Genomic DNA, 18950 nt, shown 5'->3' on the forward strand with positions numbered 1-18950 from the left:
TCCAATGAAGAATTGTCGAGTCGCCCACAGGAACTTCCCCCGCAGGCGCTCACAGAACCGGACGTGACACTCTCGCGTCATCCGGCTCTTGTCACCCAACCGTTGCGTGACCAAGAATCTGCCAATGAACAAACAACTGTGGATTCTGCTGAGCAGTTTTGTTCAGCAGCCGCAGGCTTCGTCCACGGTGACCGCGCAGAGGCTTATGCTTCTGACGCAGCCAGGAGCCAAGCCGTTCGTCGAAATAACGGAACAACTTGTTCCACATCTCCGTCGGATAAAAGCGCCCAAAATACTGCCACCAGCCCCGCAGGACCGGATTCAGCATTCTGGCAACATCGTCCAATGGCAGATGAGAATGATGGCGAAGTCTCCATCCTCGAATACGATCCCTCATCTTTCTCAAGGATAAGGGGCTTACTGCTGGCGCAAAGGTTGTGAACAACTTGCCCCAGCGGTTCTTCGCACAGCGAGGACGGAAAGCAAAGCCTAAGAACTCAAACTGAATCTTCGCAAACGAGCCCTGTCTATTAGAGTCCCTGCAGTAGACCATTTGGGTCTTCTCAGGGTGCAGCGTTAGATGGCAGGCTATGAATCGAGCCTCAAGGCTCTCCTTCAGGGCCTGTGCTTCACGCTGGCTAGAGCAATGGCAAATCACATCGTCTGCGTAGCGCTCAAACTGGATGCCAGGATGATTCCTACGCATCCAGATATCAAAGGCGTAATGCAGAAACAAGTTGGCAAGAAGTGGACTAATCACACCGCCTTGGGGTGTCCCGCAGGCCTTGGCCTGTAGTTCTCCATTGGGCAGTTGAACAGGTGCTTCAAGCCAACGCCGCAGATAAAGCAGCACCCAGCGCTCTTGGATGTGAGCCTGGAGAGCCTTGAACAAGAGATCATGATCGATCGAGTCGAAAAATCCCTTGATATCAAGGTCCAATACCCAGTCTCGTTGCCAGCAACGCTTGCGACACAATTCCACGGCTTGATGAGCAGATCGACCGGGTCGATATCCAAATGAATCCGAATCAAAGATTGGCTCCAATCTGGGTTCGATGATCTGTCTGACCACCATCTGTGCGATGCGATCGGAAACTGTTGGAATGCTCAGTGGCCTCATGCCTCCCCCTTTGGACTTAGGAATCTCTACACGGCGGACCGGAGGCGGGAAGTAACTCCCTGATGCCAAACGATTCCAGATCCTGTAGAGGTTGTTCTTTAAGTCCCTGGAGAAGTCATCGAGGCTCTGACCATCCACGCCAGCAGCCTTTCCGTTCCTGGAGATAGCCTGATAGGCTTGCCACACCATCTTCTTGGTAATTGGCAAAGGCTTGTCTGTGTTCATCTGATTCCTCCCAGGCAACCTGGTTGATCTGATTTATCAGACTGGATGACGCAGTTCCTTCGCTCCAAGGCGATTACAGCCTCTTCATCGCTACTACGAACTGCTCCGCCCCTGACAAGGTCATTGGTATTCAGACTCATGATTGTAGTCACTTGATCTTTTCCCTTGGCATCCCATGTCAGGTTCCCACGTTCCGTATCGAGGCCTGTGATGAGCTCGTGCCGTCTATACACCGGCTGCCATGTGGTCCGTATACAGGTGTCGCCCACACTGATCCGAGCTGTACATGCCTCAGCTCGCTTTGACAGCAACTGGAACGCATTTCGATGTGTCATCGACGGTTCGCTTGCGCTCACCTTCTCATCACTCACCTGACGGATCAACTCCGCCTTTTCCCCATCGCTCACCACCACGGCTTTTGACCGCAGCAGCATGGGGTGGTTTGAAGCCAGCCCCTGCAGGCAGACATCGGGAGGCCACACTCCCATCCTCGATACAGTTACGACATAGTTCATGAAGAATCTATGCCTCGTGGCACACGCAGGTACGGATTTTCCTTGAGTTGCTCAACCAGCTCCTTGTCTGTGATCGCCATGCGAGCTTTGATGATCAGGGCACCCAATGCCATTCGAAATGGCTTGGCAGGTGCCCCAAAGCCTTTGCAGAACTGCGACGCGTAGTCGTCCTCCAGCTCATCCCAGGGAATGAGCTCAGCAAGCTTGATCCAGCGATTGTCACCAGAGAGTTTGCCGCCAAACGGCAAGAAGAAATCCTCAAACGAGAGCTGATGACGATGCTCGCGCCGATACATGTGGAAAACTCTGGACTGCTTTTCGGCGATATCGAGCCGAATTGGGCACATTCTACAGTTGAAATCTGCTCGGATCCACTGCGGCGCAGCCGCTTTGCCCTTTCTCAGGAGGCCCGAAATAGATATATTAGTAGAAGTGGAGAATGGTAAGGCGGGGATTTGCTATGTCTTTTGATTAGCAGTTATGCCTGGAGTGCCTAAAGCGGCAGGACATCAAGGCGATTGAGGTGCGATGGTAATGGCACCAGGCATCGGATGCTGTTTGGTGCTTGTCTGGGGTCGTTGAAGAAATAAAAAGCCCCTGTGGTTGCAGGGGTAGGGGGTTTCGTCCAATGTTATAATCTGAAATTAACCTCGAAAGGTTCTACCTCTATATTCTATTAACGCCGGGCCAATCGGCGCAGCCACTAGGCATCCCCCGCCAGCAACCCCCTCAAGCTCCTCATCGCTGACAGTTTCAGCCAATCCGCCTTGAGCTTGATACCTCAGCCAATCCGCCTTGCTCACATCAAATCCAGCTTCCTTCGCCAACGCCACAGCAGCATCAAGGTCTGCAGCACCTTTGAGCTTCTCCTGTAGCCCCGCATCGTCCTTGAGCTTGGCAAGGAGTGCTGCAAGTTGCTCTTCTGACATTGATGTAACCGCAATACTCCCCTTTCTTAGTGCACCTTCCAAGCCCCGTCAGCATCCCTCAGCACTTCCTCACACAGCCACTCCCAAAGCCACCAAGCCCTCCCAGCCCTCCCTCAATCCTTCTTCGCCCGTCCTGCAAGTTACCCAATGACGATATTAAGGGTGTTACTCTGGTCGTGATTACCGTAGCAGTTACCGCCTCCTGCCACACCCTCCAAATCATCGTCGCCCAGCTCGATTCCCTTAGCCAGCAAATTCTGCATTGCGGCCTTGCTCACTGTAAATCCTGCCTCCGTCGCAATCGCCATGACGGCATCAGGGTCTGCAGTCGCTGCCGTGAGTCGCTCGCGCAGGGCGCTGTCAGCCTTGACAGCATCAATGAAGGCTTGGAGCTGCTCTTCTGACATGGGATCCAAGCTCAAGAGAGGAACTTCCAAAGCATGGCCAAGGCCAGCGGTGTTGTCAACATTTCCATAGCGCCCGAGAAGCTGGGCATCGCGAGATAAGCCTTATGAAGATGCTGCAGACTTCATGCTTCCCGCGAATGCCGCCAAAGAGAGTATAATTAAGCTTGATTGGCTAGTGGGATGACGAGTGTGGCATGGCGTCCGATTGCAAGATAATCGAACAACGTTATGCTATTCTTAAGCCCTTTTCATGAAACTCTGCTCACCAATGCCACCGCGGAGGGCACAGAAGTTGGTGAGGCAGCAATGGAATCTCTCACTCCACAATGGCGTGACCCCTGGGTGGAGGCTTTGGCCCCGGATGAAGCGCACAAACTGGCTCGGCGTCTGGCCTGGGATGGCATTGGCGTTGATGCACTGCAGCAGTGGCTGACCCGCCAGGAGGCTGACGCTGGTGATGCCTCTGGACTGGAAGCAACGCCTGCGCAGATTGACCTTCAGGCCTGCCAGGCGGCGCTCAAGAAGGCCTGGGATGCCCCCCTGCTCCCTTATGCCAGTGGCGGGCATCTGCCCTTCATTGATCTGTGGTGGCCGATCCGCGAGCTCGCGCGCCAGCGGCTTGAAGCCGAACGCGAACAGATCTCTGGAGGTGATGGTGTGGCCGTCGTTGTTGCGGCACAGCTGGCCGACAGCTTGCTTGAACGGCTCTGCGCCATAGGCGAGGAGGTGCTCTGGCAGGGCTTCCATGAAGGGCGCAGTCCAGGCACGATGCTGCTTGCGCATCTAGGCGCAGCGGGGGATGGCTCTGGGCCGCCACTGCGGGAGCATTACGAGAGCTTCATTCGCAGCCATCGTCGCGATGGCCTGACGGCACTTTTGCAGGAGTTTCCAGTGCTGGGCCGTCTGATCGGCACTGTGTTTTCGCTGTGGTTGGAGGGCAGCATCGAGATTCTGCAGCGGATCTGCGCCGATCGTCCACTGCTGGCTGAACGCTTCTCGGTGCCGGCAGGCCATTGGCTCAGCCATGTGAAACAGGGGCTGAGCGATCCACATCGCGGCGGTAGGGCCGTCTCGATCCTGCAGTTTTCAGCCCCTGAGGAAGATAGCGCGAGCGGAAATGAGGTGGTCAGTGTCGTCTACAAGCCCAAGGACATGGGGGTGGATGCCGCCTACCAAGCAGCCTTGTCCGATCTCAATGTTCATGGTGGTCTCCCCCCCCTACACACACTCGCGGTGCATAATGCCGATGGATACGGCTACATGGAGTATGTGCCCCATCGGCTTTGCACGAGCGATGATGAATTGAACTTATTTTACGAGAATGCAGGCCGTTTAACGGCCATTCTGCATCTGCTTGGCTGCACCGACTGCCATCATGAAAATCTGATTGCCTGCGGCGATCAGCTGCTGCTGATCGATACCGAAACGCTGCTTGAGGCAGATCTCCCTGATCACATTGCCGCGGCGGCGTCAGACACCGCACAGCCTGGCCCCTCCCAGCTGCAACGTCGTTTTCAGCAGTCGGTGCTGCGTTCTGGTCTGCTGCCCCAATGGATGTTCATCGGAGCCGCCAAGGTGGCAATTGATAGCAGCGCCCTGGGAATTGCTCCCCCTCTGGAGGCAGAGCGCCCTCAGACTGGCTGGCTCGGCCTCAACAGCGACGGCATGATGCCAGGCCGAGTGAAGCGTCCTGCCGCTTTGCCCACCAGCCTTCCAGTGGGAGTCGGCGCCACCAATCCCATGAGCAGGCACATGGAGGTATTCTGTGAAGGATTTGCCCGACAGTGCCAGGCCCTGATCGCCATCCGCGAGCGCTGGTTGGCAGCGGATGGAGTCTTGTTGCGCTTCGCTGGTCTGCCCCGGCGGATCGTGCTGCGAGCCACCCGGGTGTACTTCGCCATTCAGCGCCAACAGCTGGAGCCGGCTGCTCTCCGTTCCTCTTTCGCCCAGGCGATGAAACTGGAGCAGCTGGCCCGCAGTTTTCTTCTGGCGGAAACCAGGCCCCTGCACTGGCCCGTGTTCGCTGCGGAGGTGCGCCAGATGCAGCAGCTGGATATCCCCTTCTTCACCCATCCAATTGATGGCGACGCCCTCCAGCTGGGCGAGGACACGGACGATCTGTCCGGCTTCATCAAGACCAGCGGTCTGGCGGCGGCACGGGAGCGATTGCAGTCGCTGGATGCCGATGAGATCGCCTTTCAGCTGCGCCTGATCGATGGCACGGCGAAGGCCAGGCAGCTGCGCGTGGAGGCTGTGGCTGGAGCATCCGGATCTGTTGCCAATTCAGAAACAGAGGCCGAAGCCATCGATGCTGGGCAGGCGGCCAGACGCATCGCCGAAAGGTTGCTGGCCATGGCGATCGCCGATCCGCAAGGGCAGGTGGAATGGCTGGGGATGGATGTCGGCGCCGATGGGCAGAGCTTCTCCTTCGGGCCGGTGGGTTCATCGCTCTATGGCGGCTCGATCGGTATCGCCTGCTTACTGAAGTGCCTGCAGGATCTTCAGGTTGAGCTCATGCCCGCTCCGGTGGCTGGCGGATCGGCGCTGACGCCCCAGGTGGTGTTTGAGGCCATCCTCCACCCCCTCAGGCTGCTGGTGGCGGAATCGGCGGCGGATGGCCGGCTGCGCTGGTGGCGTGATCAGCCCCTTGGCTTGAGCGGCTGTGGTGGCCTTCTGCTGGCCCTGCAGCAGATCGGCGAAACCGCGCTGGCGAAGCAACTGCTTGCCGTAGCTTTGCCGCGTGTCATCAACGCCGATCAGCAGCTGGATGTGATCGGCGGTTGTGCTGGTCTGATTGGAGCGCTGCTGCAGCTGGGGGGAGAGCAGGCCCTGCAGCTGGCAATGGCTGCCGGTGATCATCTGCTGGCGCAACAGAACGATCAGGGGGCCTGGAGCCCGTCATCGCGACAACTGGCCTTGCTCGGCTTCTCCCATGGCACCGCGGGGTATGCCGCTGCGCTGGCGCGGCTGCATGCAGCCTGCGGTGAGGAACGGTTTCGTTCGGGCTCGGCGGCTGCCCTGGCCTATGAGCGCAGCCATTTTGATCAGGCGCGCGGCAACTGGCCCGATTACCGCAGCTGCCCGAATGGAACTGAGCCGCCCGAATTCACGGTGAGCTGGTGCCATGGAGCCCCTGGCATTGCTCTGGGCCGTGCCTGCCTATGGGGAACAGCCCTCTGGGATGACCAGTGCGCCGAGGAGATATCCGCCGCTCTGGGCACCACGGCTGCGCTGAGCGGACACGGTCTAGACCATCTCTGCTGCGGCTCGCTTGGATTGATGGCCGTGCTGGAGCTCCTATCCGCAGGACCCTGGCCGTTGCCACAGAGCTTGCGAGAGTCGTGCCTGGATGTTGCTGACATGCATCGTCGGGAAGCGCTGAAGCGCTGTACTGGAGCAGAGATCAGGATGCGATGCTTTGGAACAGGAGAAGGAACCTTGATGCTGCCCGGTTTCTATACCGGTCTCAGCGGCATGGGGCTGGCACTTCTGGGGGAGAGTGGATCCAAAGGGATGCTGGGTCAACTATTGAGTGCTGGATATGGGCCTATAGGTGTTATGCATTGAACGCACGACGTGACTGGAATTCTATGCTCATCTAGCTGGTCCAAAAGAACATATTTGACGACGAGTGTCATCAGGCACTGGCAAGAGGTCCTCACCTTGATGCTTGGCCACCGGTATCATGGCATGATCCTGCCCTGTCTCCTGCGACACAAAGCCCTTTTCCCCCGATCTCACACACCTTGATCGTTGGGCCGTCGACTATTTGACGAGATGCGGGCCCTGCGGAAGCTTCAGCACACTCAGGCGGTTGGCAACAGCTGAGTCTTCCAATCTGAACGCGTTGGCCAATGGGTCAAACCGCGAGCGCATGCTGCTAACAAGTCCATCAGGGGCCATGTCTGGCGATGTTGGAGCGGCGCCTGCTGCCTGATGCTCTTACCTGTTCGATCTCATGCTGGCCGGCTGGTTGTTGCTGGACCTGTCGAGGCCCAGAGATGGTCCAGGTTTCGCACTTACGAAGAGGCGATGCGGTCGTTCCAAACAAGCTTCATCCGTCACGTTAGCGACGATGACAGCACCCTGTGAGGCCAGCCAGGGGCTACCCCAGTGGAATCAGCCCTCCGCACGGAGTAGGATCAAAATGAGTTTGGATCAAAAGAGGGAACAACTATACCCGTAGAGCCCGCCAGAGGTATCCCAGGAGCCGGGATTGATCCACCAGCAACACCCCCTAGATCTTCGTCGCTTAGCTCTTGGGTGCCTTGAGGATGCTGGGCTTGATAGTTCAGCATTTCTGCCCTGCTGACTGCAAAGCCTGCTTCTGTGGCGATCGCCACAGCGGAGTCAAGATCTACCGCACTATCAAGACGCTCTTGCATGACGCGATCCACATCAAGGACCTTGATGAAGGCTTGGAACTGCTCTTCTGACATCAACCTGAAGCTATATAACAACTGCTAGCATGACATGCTTGCCGGCGACTCTCAGCATTTGTGAAGATTCTCTCCTGCCATGATGTGGTTGGCATAGCGCATTGAACTGACTCATCAGTGGCTCTCCAGCATCTGAGCCAGATAGCCATGGCTACTGAGTTCCCTCCAGGTTCCCTGCTCCACGGCTCGGCCCTTCTCAAGCACCACAATCTGATCGGCCTGCCGGATGGTGGCAAGGCGATGGGCAATGCTGATCCGGGTCATCCCTAACTCCTCAATCGTACGAGTGATCACTTGCTGGGAGCGATTGTCGAGGGCACTGGTGGCTTCATCCATGATCAGCACCTTCGGTTCGGTGATCAGGGCGCGGGCAATGGCAATCCGCTGCACCTGTCCGCCTGAAATGTTGCCGCCGGATTCGCTCAGCAGAGTTTCCAGTTGCATCGGCATGGCTCGCACTTCATCAGCAACCGCGGCCCGCTCCAATGCCTGCCAAACGTCCTCCTCACTGCGCTGCACACCACCGCAGATCACGTCATAGATAGAGCCGGCATTCAGGCGGGCCGTCTGCATCACCACCCCCAGCTGGCGCCGGTAGGCACGGATGGCGAGCTGCTGGAGCGGAATACCATCGACCAACAACTCGCCTGCTGTGGGCAAGATAAACCCCAGGAGCATGCGAACCAAGGTGGTCTTGCCACAGCCGCTTGGTCCGGTAATCGCCGTGTGCTTGCCGGCCGGGATCGAGAGCGAGAGGTTGGTGAACAGTGGTTCACTGCTGCTGGGAAATTCGTAGGTGATGCCGAGCAGCCGGAAATCTCCGATCAGACGATGGTGCAGCGCATCGGGCTGGTACCCACGTTCCACTTCCGCGTACATCACCGGCTCAGCCCTCTTCCACAACACAGCTGCATGCCCAGCCGTATTGGCCACGAGGTTGACAGCGCCAGTCACGGAGAGGTTGAAGCTGCTGAAAGCGGCGTTGAAGGAGATGAAGGCCACCACCGTCTGATCGAGTTCAGGAGTGCTGTGGCTGTTCAACATCCGGAAGGCCACAACAGCGAATAGAAACAATGATGCCAGTGGGGTGACAAGCGTGCCGTATTGCTCGATGGCATCGCTGTAAACGTTGCTGCGCAGCTGCAGCAGCGCGTAGCGGTTGATCTCCTGCAGCCAGCGCAGCAGCAGAAAAGGCTCAGCTCCGGCGCTGCGGATCTGCGGCATACCCATCACAGACTGCAGTGAAAAGTTGGTGATCTCAGCTCCGCTCTCCAGCAGCGGTAACTGCAGACGGATCGAACGCAAAGTGATCAGCAGCAGGCAGATCACTGCCACCAGGGTGAAGCCCGTTGCCCAGAGTGCCAGCTGGCTATCATACCTGAACATCAGAACGAAGTAGCTGATAGCGAAGAGGCTCGAGAGCATGGTGGACAGCGCACCACTGCCCAGAAGCTGGCGGAGCTGGCTGATCGAATTCACCCGGGAAGCCAGGTCACCGGTGGTGTAGCGGCTGATCAAGGCCATCGGCAGTCGCATCAGCCGGTCCCATACCGCTGTCTGCAGGCGCAGATCGGCGACGCTTTCCAGCCGCAGCATCATCAGGTTCTGTAGAAACTGAGCTGCCACAGAACCGATGACGATCAACGCCACCACGGTGAGCCCCTCAAGCAGCAGCTGTTGGTCGTTATGGGGAAGGATACGGCTCACCAACAGATTGGTGAGCATCGGGATCGAGAGGTTGAACAACATCACCACCGCCGAGGTGATCACCAGGGCCGTCAGAGCACCTGATTCGGTGGCGAACGCAAAGCGCAGCACAGTGAATGGCCCAGGCACATGTGCCGGCAGCGAGAGATAGATCTCGTAGCCGTCGTTGGCCAGAGTGGTGCTGCTGCGTGTGGGCCAATGCTCCTGCCTCTGGGCGCTGTAGAGCCAGTTGCGCCCGCTGTGCCGATAGAGAGCCAGGGGTTCATTGCTGCTGGCCTCAAACACGATTAACAGCGGGTACTCACCACGGGCTGGGTCGCGGGGAGCTTCAATCTGGCGGTGGTGGATGTCGTTGTGGTTGAGCAACTCCTGGATCGAGGCGCCTGGAAGCGGGTCCAGGCTCTGATGCCGGCGCCCCAGCTGCCGCATGCAGAACCCGAGCAAACGCAGCTCCGGTTGCTGGTCGCCATCCGGCGGATTGCTGAACAGCAGCTGGCGCTCCAGATTCCGGGCTGACAGCAGGGCCTGTTGTGAGGCGTTCATGCCGTTACCTCTGGCTCGGGGCCTTCGGATTGCTCAGCTTGCTCGGAGTGCACCAGAGCGTGGAAGGCACCCTTCAGCGCCAGCAGCTCCTCCGGGGAGCCCAGTTCAATCACCGCTCCAGATTGCATCACCAGGACCTGATCGCTGCGCAGGGCCGCATCCAGGCGATGCGCCACGCTGATCACCGTCATGTTGCGGCGCTTCAGCACATCAAGCACGCGGGTCTGGGTGGCGTTGTCGAGAGCGCTGGTGGCTTCATCGAGCAGCAGGATACTGGGGTTGCGCAGCAATGCTCGGCAGAGCTCCAGCCGCTGGCGTTCCCCACCGCTGAGATTGCTGCCGTTGTCGCGAAGGTGGCGTTGAAAGGCTTCGGGATGGGAGGTAATCGTGTCGAGTACCTGGGCATCGGAGGCGGCAGCTTCGAGTTGCTCGAGGCTGTAGCCCGGACGCCAGAGCGTTAAGTTATCGCGAACGCTGGCATTGAACACAAACACCTGCTGAGGCACATAGGCAAGACTGCGCCGCATCACCCCATCGCCATGGTCTTGCCAGGGTTTGTCGTCGAAGAGCAGGTCACCACTGCTCGGCTGGTAAAGACCAGCCAGCAGCCTGATCAGGGTGGTCTTGCCCGAGCCGCTGCCACCCACGATCGCCAGCTGGGATCCCGCCGGAACACATAGATCGAGATCACTGATGAAGGGTGGGGAGATGGCATCGAAACCGAAGCTGAGTCTGCGACATTCGATGGTTCCGCCCAGGCGTGGTTCGGAATGCCCCTCTTGATCGGGATCTGGATCTTCCACGGGGATCTGGAAGCTGCGTACCAGGGGGTCGTCCTCGCTGTTGCGCAGATCCTCAAGGCGACCTAGATCACCGATCAGGCGCTGCAAGGTGGAATTGAGCTGGGGCAGGGTGGAGATCGGAGCGGTGAGCTGGCCCTGCAGGAACTGGAAGGCCACGAGCGTACCCAGTGACATCTGGCCGGCGATGATCAGCCAACCACCGGCCGTGATGATCAGGGCATTGAGCAGGAAGGTGCTGCCACTGGCGCTGATGCTGGCGGTGGCCATCTGGGAGCCGAGCAGTTGGTTCTGGATCACCACGTTGCCGAAGCTGCCCTGCCACTGGCTGAGGAAGTCGAATTCGAGCCCTGAGGCTTTGAGGGTTTCGATGTTATTGATGCCCTGCAGGCCTTTGCCCTGGACCTTCCCCTGCTCCAGCGCCAGCTTGCGGTTGGCGTCGTAGCGCTGCTCGGTGAGCCACCAGTTGAGCAGCAGATTGGCACCCATCACGAACAGCACCAGCAGCGCCAGCCACACGGAGATCGCCAGAGCCACGATCAGAACCAGGGCAGCCACCCAGAGGCTTACAAGAAATCTCAGCAGCTGGGCCACCACCACCTGTGAGGTTTCCATTCCCAAAAGCATGCGGCCAGCGATCTCACCCTGGAAGCGGGCTTGATAGAAGCCGAATGTCACCTGGAACAGCTTGCGGAACAGATCGGCTGCCAGTCGCTTGGAGAGCAGCAGTTCCATGCGACGCAGCAGGATGAACTGAACGCTGAGGAGCATCAGCCAGCCCAGCACCGAAAAGAGCAGAAGCCAGATGATCGGAATGCCGAAATAAAGCAGCTGATCCTGAAGAAAGCTGTCAATGAAGGTGGACGTCAGCCCGCCAACAAGAAGGGTCAGCACCGACTGAACACTGGCCACGAGCAGCAGCTGGAGCAGGGAGGCGGTGTACGGACGCAGGGTGCCGGGCAGGCTCAGCAAAGGCGAGCGCTCATGGCCACCGCGGCGAAAGTCTGCTCCCGGTTCGAACTCGAGCACGATGCCAGTGAAGTTGTCGAGGAATTCCTCCATCTCCACCCGAACACGGCCCTGAGCGGGATCGCTCAGAAATGCATGCCGGCTCTCGAAGCCTTCCACGACTAGAAAGTGGTTGAACCCCCAGAACACCACACAGGGGAAGTTGCCCTCCGCCTTGAGCTGTTCGCCGGAACAGCGGTATGCACGTGCTGTGAGGCCATAGCTGCGGGCAGCCTGCAGAAGCTTTTTGGCATTGGAGCCATCACGGTTCACGCCGCAGGCTCGGCGCAGTTCACTGAGTTCAACAATGCAACCGAAGTAGCCAAGAATCGTGGCCAGCGAAGCGGCACCACATTCGGCTGCTTCGTACTGCAGTCGTGTGCGTGCCTTCACCCGCCGGCGTTGCAGGCCAGTCATCGCCGCTGACGGCTATTCGCGTCATCCTCCTCACCGGAGGGAACCTGCGGGGGGGTGATGCCGAAAAAGCGGCGCAGGCCCGGCAGCATCAAGTCGATCGGATGGACACGCCGGGTGGTGATCTCCACATTGAGTCGATCACCCGGGCTGGGAGGGAAGGTCAGAACGCCGCGGGAGCTCCAACGGTAACCACCGCTGTTGGTCATTGCATCCTCTCCCGCCCGCTCCAAGGCCAGGATTGCCAGGGTTGGTGATGGCTCCTGGTTGATGATCACCTGAGCCAGAGACTGGACACCCACTCGAGCGGTGACTTCATTGAGACCACTGGGCAGATTGGCCTTCGAGACAACCCGGCCGCGGATGCCGCCCACTTCGGAGCGCTTGAAGCCTGACGGAGTGGCCAGAGCCTCCATGCCGGGAAACACCTGCGCCATCTCCTTGCTACTGAGGAAAATCGGAACCAAATCAGGGGAATCGAGGCGGTCGTCACTGAGCTGCAGCACTGATTGCCCTTGGGTTACGCCTTCTCCGTTGTTTGGCCCAACCTGGGAGAGATAGACATCGCGGGGCGCGAAGATAAGCTGCTGGCTCACCAAGATAGCCAGTTCACCGCGCAACTTCTGATAACTTTGAGATAGCTGACCAGAGATATCAATCAGCTGGTTATCATTACTGCGCAGTTGAGATCGAATGTTGTCGACCTGAGCTTGCTCCTGCAGTATGGAGGCTCGACTTACAAATCCCTTGCTCTCCAGTTTTCTCATGCTCTCCAGATAGGCAGAGCGACTGGCGAGCTCCTTTTGCAGGATGGATTGCTTGTCCTTAATATTCCGACTCTGGGCTTCGCCAGTGCTTAAGGTGCGCTTGACTTGATCCAGGGAACTGCTGAGACGCTCTTGTTGCGATGAAGACTGAACCCAGAGCAATAAACGACCACTGGCCATTGCCTTTCCGTGGAAGCTTTGTTTCAGGTTGCTTGAGAAACTGGCCGAGGCTGACTCTGCCGTGGTGCCCGACTCCTGCTCGGGCAAAGCATCGCTGGCGCGCAGGATAGCCTCTGCGAGTGACGCCATTTGCTCATCACTGAACTGATCTGGTCTATTACTGAAGTTTCTGGCTTGTGCGTGCCAGCTCTCAGGCCGGCGATTAAACATCCACATTGCGATGCCATTGGTACCGCTGAGGCTTGCGTTGATGGTGCTCACCGGCAGCAGAACACCGGTTCCCTGCACGCTCAAAGGAATCCGCGCAATCATGGCCCAGAGCCCTCCAGCCACGGCGATCAGCACACCGAGTACCAGTGTGGCCCGCAGGGGCGGCGTGAGCATGGTGATCGGGCCGTTGCGCTCACCCACTCGGTGGCGATGTTCCAGTGCTCGGCGATCAAAGAAGGGAGTCATGGGCTAGAGGTTTCACTCGCAGGAGTGGAAGCGGTGGGATGGCGCATCGTTCTGATTCGATTCTGCACCGCGCTCTCCGTTTGGGCAGGCCAGGTTGCTGAGTAGCGGTAAAGTTCAGCAATGGCGATGTTGTAAGCCAGCACCGCCTGTGCGACCTGCTCTGCAGCATCAGAGAGCTGCTGGATGGTCTGCACCACGCTGGTGATGTCGCCAACCCCAACTTCAAAGCGCGCACGAGCTGCCTCCTGGGCCAACTCAGCACTACGGTAGGCCTGTTGAGCGCTTTCCACGGCAATTTTTGAGGTGATCAGCTGGCCGTAGCTGGAGCGAACTTCACGCACAACCTGTAATTGTGTGGAAGCGGCAACGGCCTTCTGTTGACGCTCCTGAGCATAAGCAGCTTCTGCATTGGCGGCTTGAATTCCACCGTCGAAAATCGACCAGGAAAAGCCAAGTCCAGCCGCCCCATCCCAGGTGCGGCTTCGGGAATAGCGATCGCCTGGATCTGCATTCGAAGGGATGCCATCCAACCCATTAATTGCATAAAGATTTCCCGCACCTACAATTTGAAAGACGGGCAGATAACTACGAATGGCGGCAACAGCACTCCAGCGTGCTGCTTCTGCTGCGGCCAGGCTAGCTTGAATCTCTTCGCGCTGCTCTGTGGCTCGAGCAATGGTCTCTCGCAGAGGCAGCGTCCATTGCCCCTGCATCCTGGCCGCATCACTTGGGATTGCCAGAGCACCCGGTGGCAGCCCCAGGGCCTCGGCAAGGAGGGCTGTCTGATCGATGAAGTCACGCGTGTATGTAATCAGCTGGCTGAGCTGTGCAAACAGCTGGGAGCGCGTCTGCTCAAGATCCAGAACTGTAACCATGCCAATGCTTTTCTGGGCTGTGAGAGTGGCAAGTTGTTGCTTGTTAATCGCATAGATCTTCTTGAAGCTGTCGATCAGCTGCTGGTCGGATTGCGTGCTGTAGTAGCTCTGTTGAATGCTGAGAACAAGATTTCGAGCGCTTGCGTCGAACAGCAGCTTTTGCTGCCTCAGGGAATCAGATGCCGAGTTGATGTCGGGCTGTCGCGTTGGATCGATAAAGTTCCAGCTCAGTATGACGCCAGGCTGAAATACCGCCAAGCGAGACTTCTCAGACAGGACACCTTCCCCTTGCCCTGTTTGCCGGGAGGCCGCTCTAGAGAATCCGTAATTATTCTGCACAAAGGTGCTCCAGCTGTATCCAGCAAAGGGCGTGCCGTTGGCGAGCTGCAAGCTTGGATACCAGCGGCGTTGTGCGGCAATGAGCTGCCACTCATACTGTTGAATACTGCTGAATGCATCCAGAAGCTTGGGGTTATTGGCGATTCCCAGGGAAACAGCCTCCTCAAGCTTGAGCGGCCTGGCATTGGCTTGAAGCTCAGCTTCTAGGTCGTCAAGCAACTGCACCAGCGGCGTTGGGTCACCTTGCGACAGAACTTGACTGATACCTTGCGGATCGGCAAGGGCTGGATCGACGCTGCTCAGATCTTGACCCAACGCGGTGGCTTGGGCCAGAAAGCTGCAACTCAGGAGCAGCCCAATGAGCACACTGCGGCACTGATCTCTACCGATGCAGGAGAACTGGAGTGCCATAGGGCGGAGCGCAGAGATCGCACTGCCGTTATCGGATTTGAATTATTCTAGACACATTTAGTCCAGGCCTCTCTGGAAAAGGGCGGATGGCAAACCGGCCAGTAGAGAGAACTTGAAGCGAAAGAAGCTTGATCCAATGCCCCACCAACCACGCCACTTACCTCAGGGTTATTCATTTCAACAAGGGTACGCCTGAGCACAAATTAACTGCGGGTGCAGCGCACGTCCGAAAAACCTGATCAAGAGCGCAGTTCCTGCTACCTAATCCAGCTCCCGGATATGGATCAATCCCTGAGGCTCCTGAATGTCCGCACGGCAGTTCGGTGCCTTCTGGCGCACGACTTCCTCCGCGACACGCTTCAGGATGTCACGGCGGCGATCGGCAGCCCAGGGGTGGCATGCGTGCCAGTGGTCAGCAGACTCCCCCCAAACCAGCGCGACGCTGTCGCTGCCACCCAGCTCCCAGCAAAAACTCAGACTCCCTGCGGCTCGTGATAGGCAATAGATCCGCAACGCCCCGTCTCACGAATCTCCACGCGCCAGGGTCGCAGCCAGGGAGTCACGAACCAGGAAGAGGGCGATGATCAGATGCTCGGCGCAACTGTCCGCGGTGCGAGAAAAGAAATCGATGCGCAAGCAAGCCCAACGCGAAAACCGTTTGCAGGAAGGGCTTTGGAAGATTTTTCAAGCGGTGAGTGGGATGCGCGATGCCGGGTTCGAACCAGCGACATCCTGCTTGTAAGGCAGGCGCTCTACCGCTGAGCTAATCGCGCTTGGTTCCATTGTGCCTGCTGGCGTGCCTCCTGCCGCCGGTGAGAGGATCGGCCTCTGGCCAGCCGGGCAGAGGATGTGAAGGGAGTGGACGCCAAGCGCAAGGCCCGCATCCGTGCGCTGGAGAGGAAAGTCCGTCTCGAGCAGGCCTGGTTCACCTTCCGGCGGGCCAGTGTGGTGATCGGGTTCGCCGGCCTGCTGTTGCTCCTCTTCCTGGTCGGCTCCTGGCTCACCAGCGGACCGAGCGGCGAGGACCAGATCGATCGGGAGAGCGTCGACACCTGCGTGCAGCAGCAGCAGCACAGCTCCGGCAATATTGATCTCTGCTATTGAGCGCTTGTCCACTGAGCCCTCGATCCGTGAACTCAGGCTGGCCCCCATGAAGACTCCGCCATGGTGATCGACGTTCAGGCCACCCTGCCGGACGACCAGCGTCAGGCGATCGGGAAGGCCGGGCTGGCCGCCCTGATGACCATGGCCCGCCTGCGCGGCACACCATCGGCCAAGGCCATGGCCGCGATCCGGGGCGTTCGCGATCACCTCCTGCACCTCGATCTGGCACTGGAGACCCTGCCGGACATCGATCCAGAAGCCCTGGCCGCCCGGGTGAATGGCGTGAATCCGGATCCCCAGTGGCGCGAGCGCATCCTGCGGGGCATGACCCTGGTGGCCCTGTTCGATGGCACGCCCACGCCGCAGCAGCTGGACCTGCTGGAGCGCTCCGCCCAGTCTCTGAACGTGGATCCGGGCCCGGTACGCACCTTCCAGCAGGTGATGGAGCACCAGGCCTGGCTGGTGCGCCTCGATGTGGCCCGGCGCGGCTTCATCCCCCAGGCCTTCAAGGCCATGTGGCGCCAGGAGGGGCTATCCGCCGCCCTGGCCAGCGCCCGGGTGCTGCTCGGCCAGGAGGATCGGGCCATGGCCGAGCGCTACCGGCAGCTGCGGAGCTACCCGGAAGGCAGTTTCGGGCTGGCCTACGCCAACTTCATCGACCGCAACGGCTTCCAGTTCCCCGGTGAGCACGGCGGGCCACCACCGCCGGTGATGCACCACGACTGCTGCCACGTGCTGGGGGGCTATGGCACCACCCCCGCCGAGGAGGGCGCGGTGCTCGGCTTCCAGGCGGGCTTCGAGAAGGTGGACCCCTTCTATCTGCTGATGTTCGCCCTGGCGGAATTCGAGCTCGGCATCGGCGCCTCGCCCTTTGTTCCAGCCGGACGCGGCCAGCTCGATGTGGATCGGATCTTCGCGGGCCTCGAGCACGGCTCCCACGTGAGCGTGGACCTGTTGGCCGGCATCGATCCCTGGGACCACTTCGCCGCCCCTCTCGAGCAGGTGCGCCAGCGGTTCAACGTGCTGCCGCGGGGCCGCGCCCCGGAAGAACTGCCCCAGACCTGAGCAGCCGGCACACTGAGCAACCGGCACACTGGCGGGAACACGACCGGTTCATGGCCAGCGGCACCGACCACGACCGCACCACCTGCCTGCTGAGCCTGCCCTTCGGGTTGCTGTGGTGGCCGCTGCTGGGAATCATGGGTGTGGCAACGGCCAGCTTGGCGTTCCTCGTGGGCGGGCTGTGGCTGTCGCCGGATCTGGACACCCGCTCCAATGCCACCCGCCGCTGGGGCCTGCTGCGCTGGTTGTGGTGGCCCTACCGGCGGGGTCTGTCGCACCGTTCCCTGATCTCCCACAGCCCCCTGATCGGCACCGGCGGGCGGCTGCTCTACCTGGCGGCCTGGATCCTGCTGCTGGCCCTGATGCTGCAGCCGCTCGGCAGTCCAGCGCCGGCCAGCCTGCTGCAGGCCTCTGCGCGGCTCTGGCACGACCAACGGCCCCTGCTGCTCACCGCCCTGATCGGCCTGGAGGCAAGCAGCTGGCTGCATCTTCTGCAGGACGGCGACCCGATCCCGCGCCTGCCACGGATCCTGCGCCGCAGGAGATGAGAGGGTTTGGGCGGACCTCCCCGCCCCCTCGTGATGCGCCCCGATCCCCTGTCGTGCCCGCCGGGCTCCGGCGCCGCCCCTGACCCGAGCGACAGCCTGGCCGCCCTGGCGGAGCTGATCGCGGTGGTGGATCGGCTGCGGGATCCGGAACATGGCTGCCCCTGGGATCTGGAGCAGACCCACGCCTCCCTGGTGCCCTACGTGCTCGAGGAGGCCCATGAGGTGGCTGATGCCATCCGCCACGGCGACGAGCGGCATCTGGAGGAGGAACTGGGGGATCTGCTGCTGCAGGTGGTGCTGCACGCCCGCATCGCCAGCGAAGCGGAGCGCTTCAATCTGGCGGGAATCGCCCGGGGCATCAGCGCCAAGCTGGTGCGCCGCCACCCCCACGTGTTCGAACCACCGGCCGACCCTGCCGCCGGCAACCGGGGATCAGGCGGCGACAGCGCCGCCGTGACGCGCACCTGGGAGGCGATCAAGGCCCAGGAAGCAGCCACCACCTCGGCCAGCCCCCTGAGTGATCGCCTGGCCAGCAAGGTACGCGGCCTCCCCGCCCTGGCCGGCGCCATGACGATTTCGAAGAAGGCCGCCGTGGCCGGCTTCGAATGGGACGACCTGGACGGCGTCTGGACCAAAGTGCACGAAGAGCTCGACGAGCTCAAGGAGGCAGTGGAGGAGGCCCGCAACAGCGGCGATCGGACCCATGCCCAGGAAGAACTGGGAGACGTGCTGTTCACCCTGGTGAATGTGGCCCGCTGGTGCGGCATCGACCCGGAGGAAGGCCTGGCCGGCACCAACCACCGCTTCCTCGATCGCTTCTCCCGGGTGGAGGCAGCCCTGGGCGGTGATCTGCGGGGGCGGAGCCTCCAGGAGCTGGAGGGCCTATGGCGGCAGGCCAAGGCCGAGATCCGAGCTGAAGCCGCGGCAGACCTCACGGCCAACTCCGCTTCAGACTCCGCTGCCGGCCGCCAAGGCTGAGGGGTGCGCTGCGGCCTCAGCTCCGGACTGCAGTTCACTCCTCCGGCAAGCGCTGCCGGCGTTGGCCCTTGAGGGCACCGCGCTGCTTCTTGGCGGCCAGGCGCCGCTCCACCGAGCCGCGGC

At 60.0% G+C, this 18950-nt stretch carries 13 protein-coding genes, 1 tRNA gene and 1 pseudogene; 5 read left to right on the forward strand and 10 right to left on the reverse strand.

Annotation, left to right across the window (positions count from 1 at the left end):
- Positions 1 to 91: 91 nt before the first annotated feature.
- The 4 genes and pseudogenes from ltrA to VB716_RS17215 form a co-directional block, all read right to left on the reverse strand.
- Positions 92 to 1345, reverse strand: coding sequence for a group II intron reverse transcriptase/maturase (gene ltrA / locus VB716_RS17200; RefSeq protein WP_323271128.1), 1254 nt, complete (start codon positions 1343 to 1345; stop codon positions 92 to 94).
- 520 nt (positions 1346 to 1865) lie between these two features.
- Positions 1866 to 2156, reverse strand: a pseudogene (locus tag VB716_RS17205) (transposase); the annotation flags it as partial.
- A 348-nt stretch (positions 2157 to 2504) separates the two neighbouring features.
- Positions 2505 to 2831 (reverse strand): Nif11-like leader peptide family RiPP precursor, encoded by a 327-nt coding sequence (locus VB716_RS17210; protein ID WP_416238135.1) that lies wholly within the window; start codon positions 2829 to 2831, stop codon positions 2505 to 2507.
- Between the two features lie 98 nt (positions 2832 to 2929).
- The gene (locus tag VB716_RS17215) at positions 2930 to 3196 is read right to left on the reverse strand and encodes a Nif11-like leader peptide family natural product precursor (protein ID WP_323271129.1); all 267 of its coding nucleotides are present in this window, start codon (positions 3194 to 3196) and stop codon (positions 2930 to 2932) included.
- Between the two features lie 306 nt (positions 3197 to 3502).
- On the opposite strand from VB716_RS17215, the gene VB716_RS17220 reads away from it, so the two are divergent.
- Positions 3503 to 6763, forward strand: coding sequence for a type 2 lanthipeptide synthetase LanM family protein (locus tag VB716_RS17220; protein WP_323271130.1), 3261 nt, complete (start codon positions 3503 to 3505; stop codon positions 6761 to 6763).
- Positions 6764 to 7338: 575 nt separating this feature from the next.
- On the opposite strand, the gene VB716_RS17225 is transcribed toward VB716_RS17220, so the two are convergent.
- The 6 genes from VB716_RS17225 to VB716_RS17250 form a co-directional block, all read right to left on the reverse strand.
- Positions 7339 to 7656, reverse strand: coding sequence for a Nif11-like leader peptide family RiPP precursor (locus VB716_RS17225; protein WP_323271132.1), 318 nt, complete (start codon positions 7654 to 7656; stop codon positions 7339 to 7341).
- 93 nt (positions 7657 to 7749) lie between these two features.
- Positions 7750 to 9885, reverse strand: a complete 2136-nt coding sequence (locus tag VB716_RS17230; RefSeq protein WP_323271134.1) for an ATP-binding cassette domain-containing protein — start codon at positions 9883 to 9885, stop codon at positions 7750 to 7752.
- On the reverse strand, positions 9882 to 12110 hold the full coding sequence (locus tag VB716_RS17235) for an ATP-binding cassette domain-containing protein (protein ID WP_322758121.1): 2229 nt from the start codon (positions 12108 to 12110) through the stop codon (positions 9882 to 9884). Before VB716_RS17235 ends, VB716_RS17230 begins: the two co-directional genes overlap by 4 nt.
- Positions 12107 to 13510, reverse strand: coding sequence for a hypothetical protein (locus VB716_RS17240; protein ID WP_323271136.1), 1404 nt, complete (start codon positions 13508 to 13510; stop codon positions 12107 to 12109). The genes VB716_RS17235 and VB716_RS17240 overlap by 4 nt, the downstream gene beginning before the upstream one ends.
- Positions 13507 to 15135: a TolC family protein gene (locus tag VB716_RS17245; RefSeq protein ID WP_323271138.1), complete on the reverse strand. Its 1629-nt coding sequence runs from the start codon at positions 15133 to 15135 to the stop codon at positions 13507 to 13509. The genes VB716_RS17240 and VB716_RS17245 overlap by 4 nt, the downstream gene beginning before the upstream one ends.
- A 701-nt stretch (positions 15136 to 15836) precedes the next feature.
- Positions 15837 to 15908, reverse strand: a tRNA-Val gene (locus VB716_RS17250).
- Positions 15909 to 15993: 85 nt separating this feature from the next.
- On the opposite strand from VB716_RS17250, the gene VB716_RS17255 reads away from it, so the two are divergent.
- Genes VB716_RS17255 through mazG form a run of 4 tightly spaced genes read left to right on the forward strand, consistent with a single transcriptional unit; the run spans position 15994 to position 18827 of the window.
- A complete protein-coding gene (locus VB716_RS17255) occupies positions 15994 to 16239 on the forward strand; it encodes a hypothetical protein (protein WP_323271139.1) in 246 nt (81 codons plus the stop codon).
- 60 nt (positions 16240 to 16299) lie between these two features.
- Entirely contained in the window at positions 16300 to 17304 is a 1005-nt protein-coding gene (locus tag VB716_RS17260; RefSeq protein WP_323271140.1) for a TerB family tellurite resistance protein, read from the forward strand.
- Positions 17305 to 17354: 50 nt separating this feature from the next.
- Positions 17355 to 17849 (forward strand): metal-binding protein, encoded by a 495-nt coding sequence (locus tag VB716_RS17265; protein WP_323271141.1) that lies wholly within the window; start codon positions 17355 to 17357, stop codon positions 17847 to 17849.
- Between the two features lie 33 nt (positions 17850 to 17882).
- On the forward strand, positions 17883 to 18827 hold the full coding sequence (gene mazG, locus VB716_RS17270; protein WP_323271142.1) for a nucleoside triphosphate pyrophosphohydrolase: 945 nt from the start codon (positions 17883 to 17885) through the stop codon (positions 18825 to 18827).
- Positions 18828 to 18950: the final 123 nt, after the last annotated feature.

Source organism: Synechococcus sp. CCY9201 (assembly GCF_034931105.1).
Classification (GTDB): Bacteria; Cyanobacteriota; Cyanobacteriia; order PCC-6307; family Cyanobiaceae; genus CBW1002.

What these genes read in the sequence shown, in the direction of transcription:
- ltrA (WP_323271128.1), bottom strand. Translation starts at nt 1,345, where the DNA reads ATGAACACAGACAAGCCTTTGCCAATTACCAAGAAGATGGTGTGGCAA.
- VB716_RS17265 (WP_323271141.1), top strand. Translation starts at nt 17,355, where the DNA reads ATGGCCAGCGGCACCGACCACGACCGCACCACCTGCCTGCTGAGCCTG.
- VB716_RS17220 (WP_323271130.1), top strand. Translation starts at nt 3,503, where the DNA reads ATGGAATCTCTCACTCCACAATGGCGTGACCCCTGGGTGGAGGCTTTG.
- VB716_RS17260 (WP_323271140.1), top strand. Translation starts at nt 16,300, where the DNA reads ATGGTGATCGACGTTCAGGCCACCCTGCCGGACGACCAGCGTCAGGCG.
- mazG (WP_323271142.1), top strand. Translation starts at nt 17,883, where the DNA reads ATGCGCCCCGATCCCCTGTCGTGCCCGCCGGGCTCCGGCGCCGCCCCT.
- VB716_RS17235 (WP_322758121.1), bottom strand. Translation starts at nt 12,110, where the DNA reads ATGACTGGCCTGCAACGCCGGCGGGTGAAGGCACGCACACGACTGCAG.
- VB716_RS17215 (WP_323271129.1), bottom strand. Translation starts at nt 3,196, where the DNA reads ATGTCAGAAGAGCAGCTCCAAGCCTTCATTGATGCTGTCAAGGCTGAC.
- VB716_RS17230 (WP_323271134.1), bottom strand. Translation starts at nt 9,885, where the DNA reads ATGAACGCCTCACAACAGGCCCTGCTGTCAGCCCGGAATCTGGAGCGC.
- VB716_RS17240 (WP_323271136.1), bottom strand. Translation starts at nt 13,510, where the DNA reads ATGACTCCCTTCTTTGATCGCCGAGCACTGGAACATCGCCACCGAGTG.
- VB716_RS17245 (WP_323271138.1), bottom strand. Translation starts at nt 15,135, where the DNA reads ATGGCACTCCAGTTCTCCTGCATCGGTAGAGATCAGTGCCGCAGTGTG.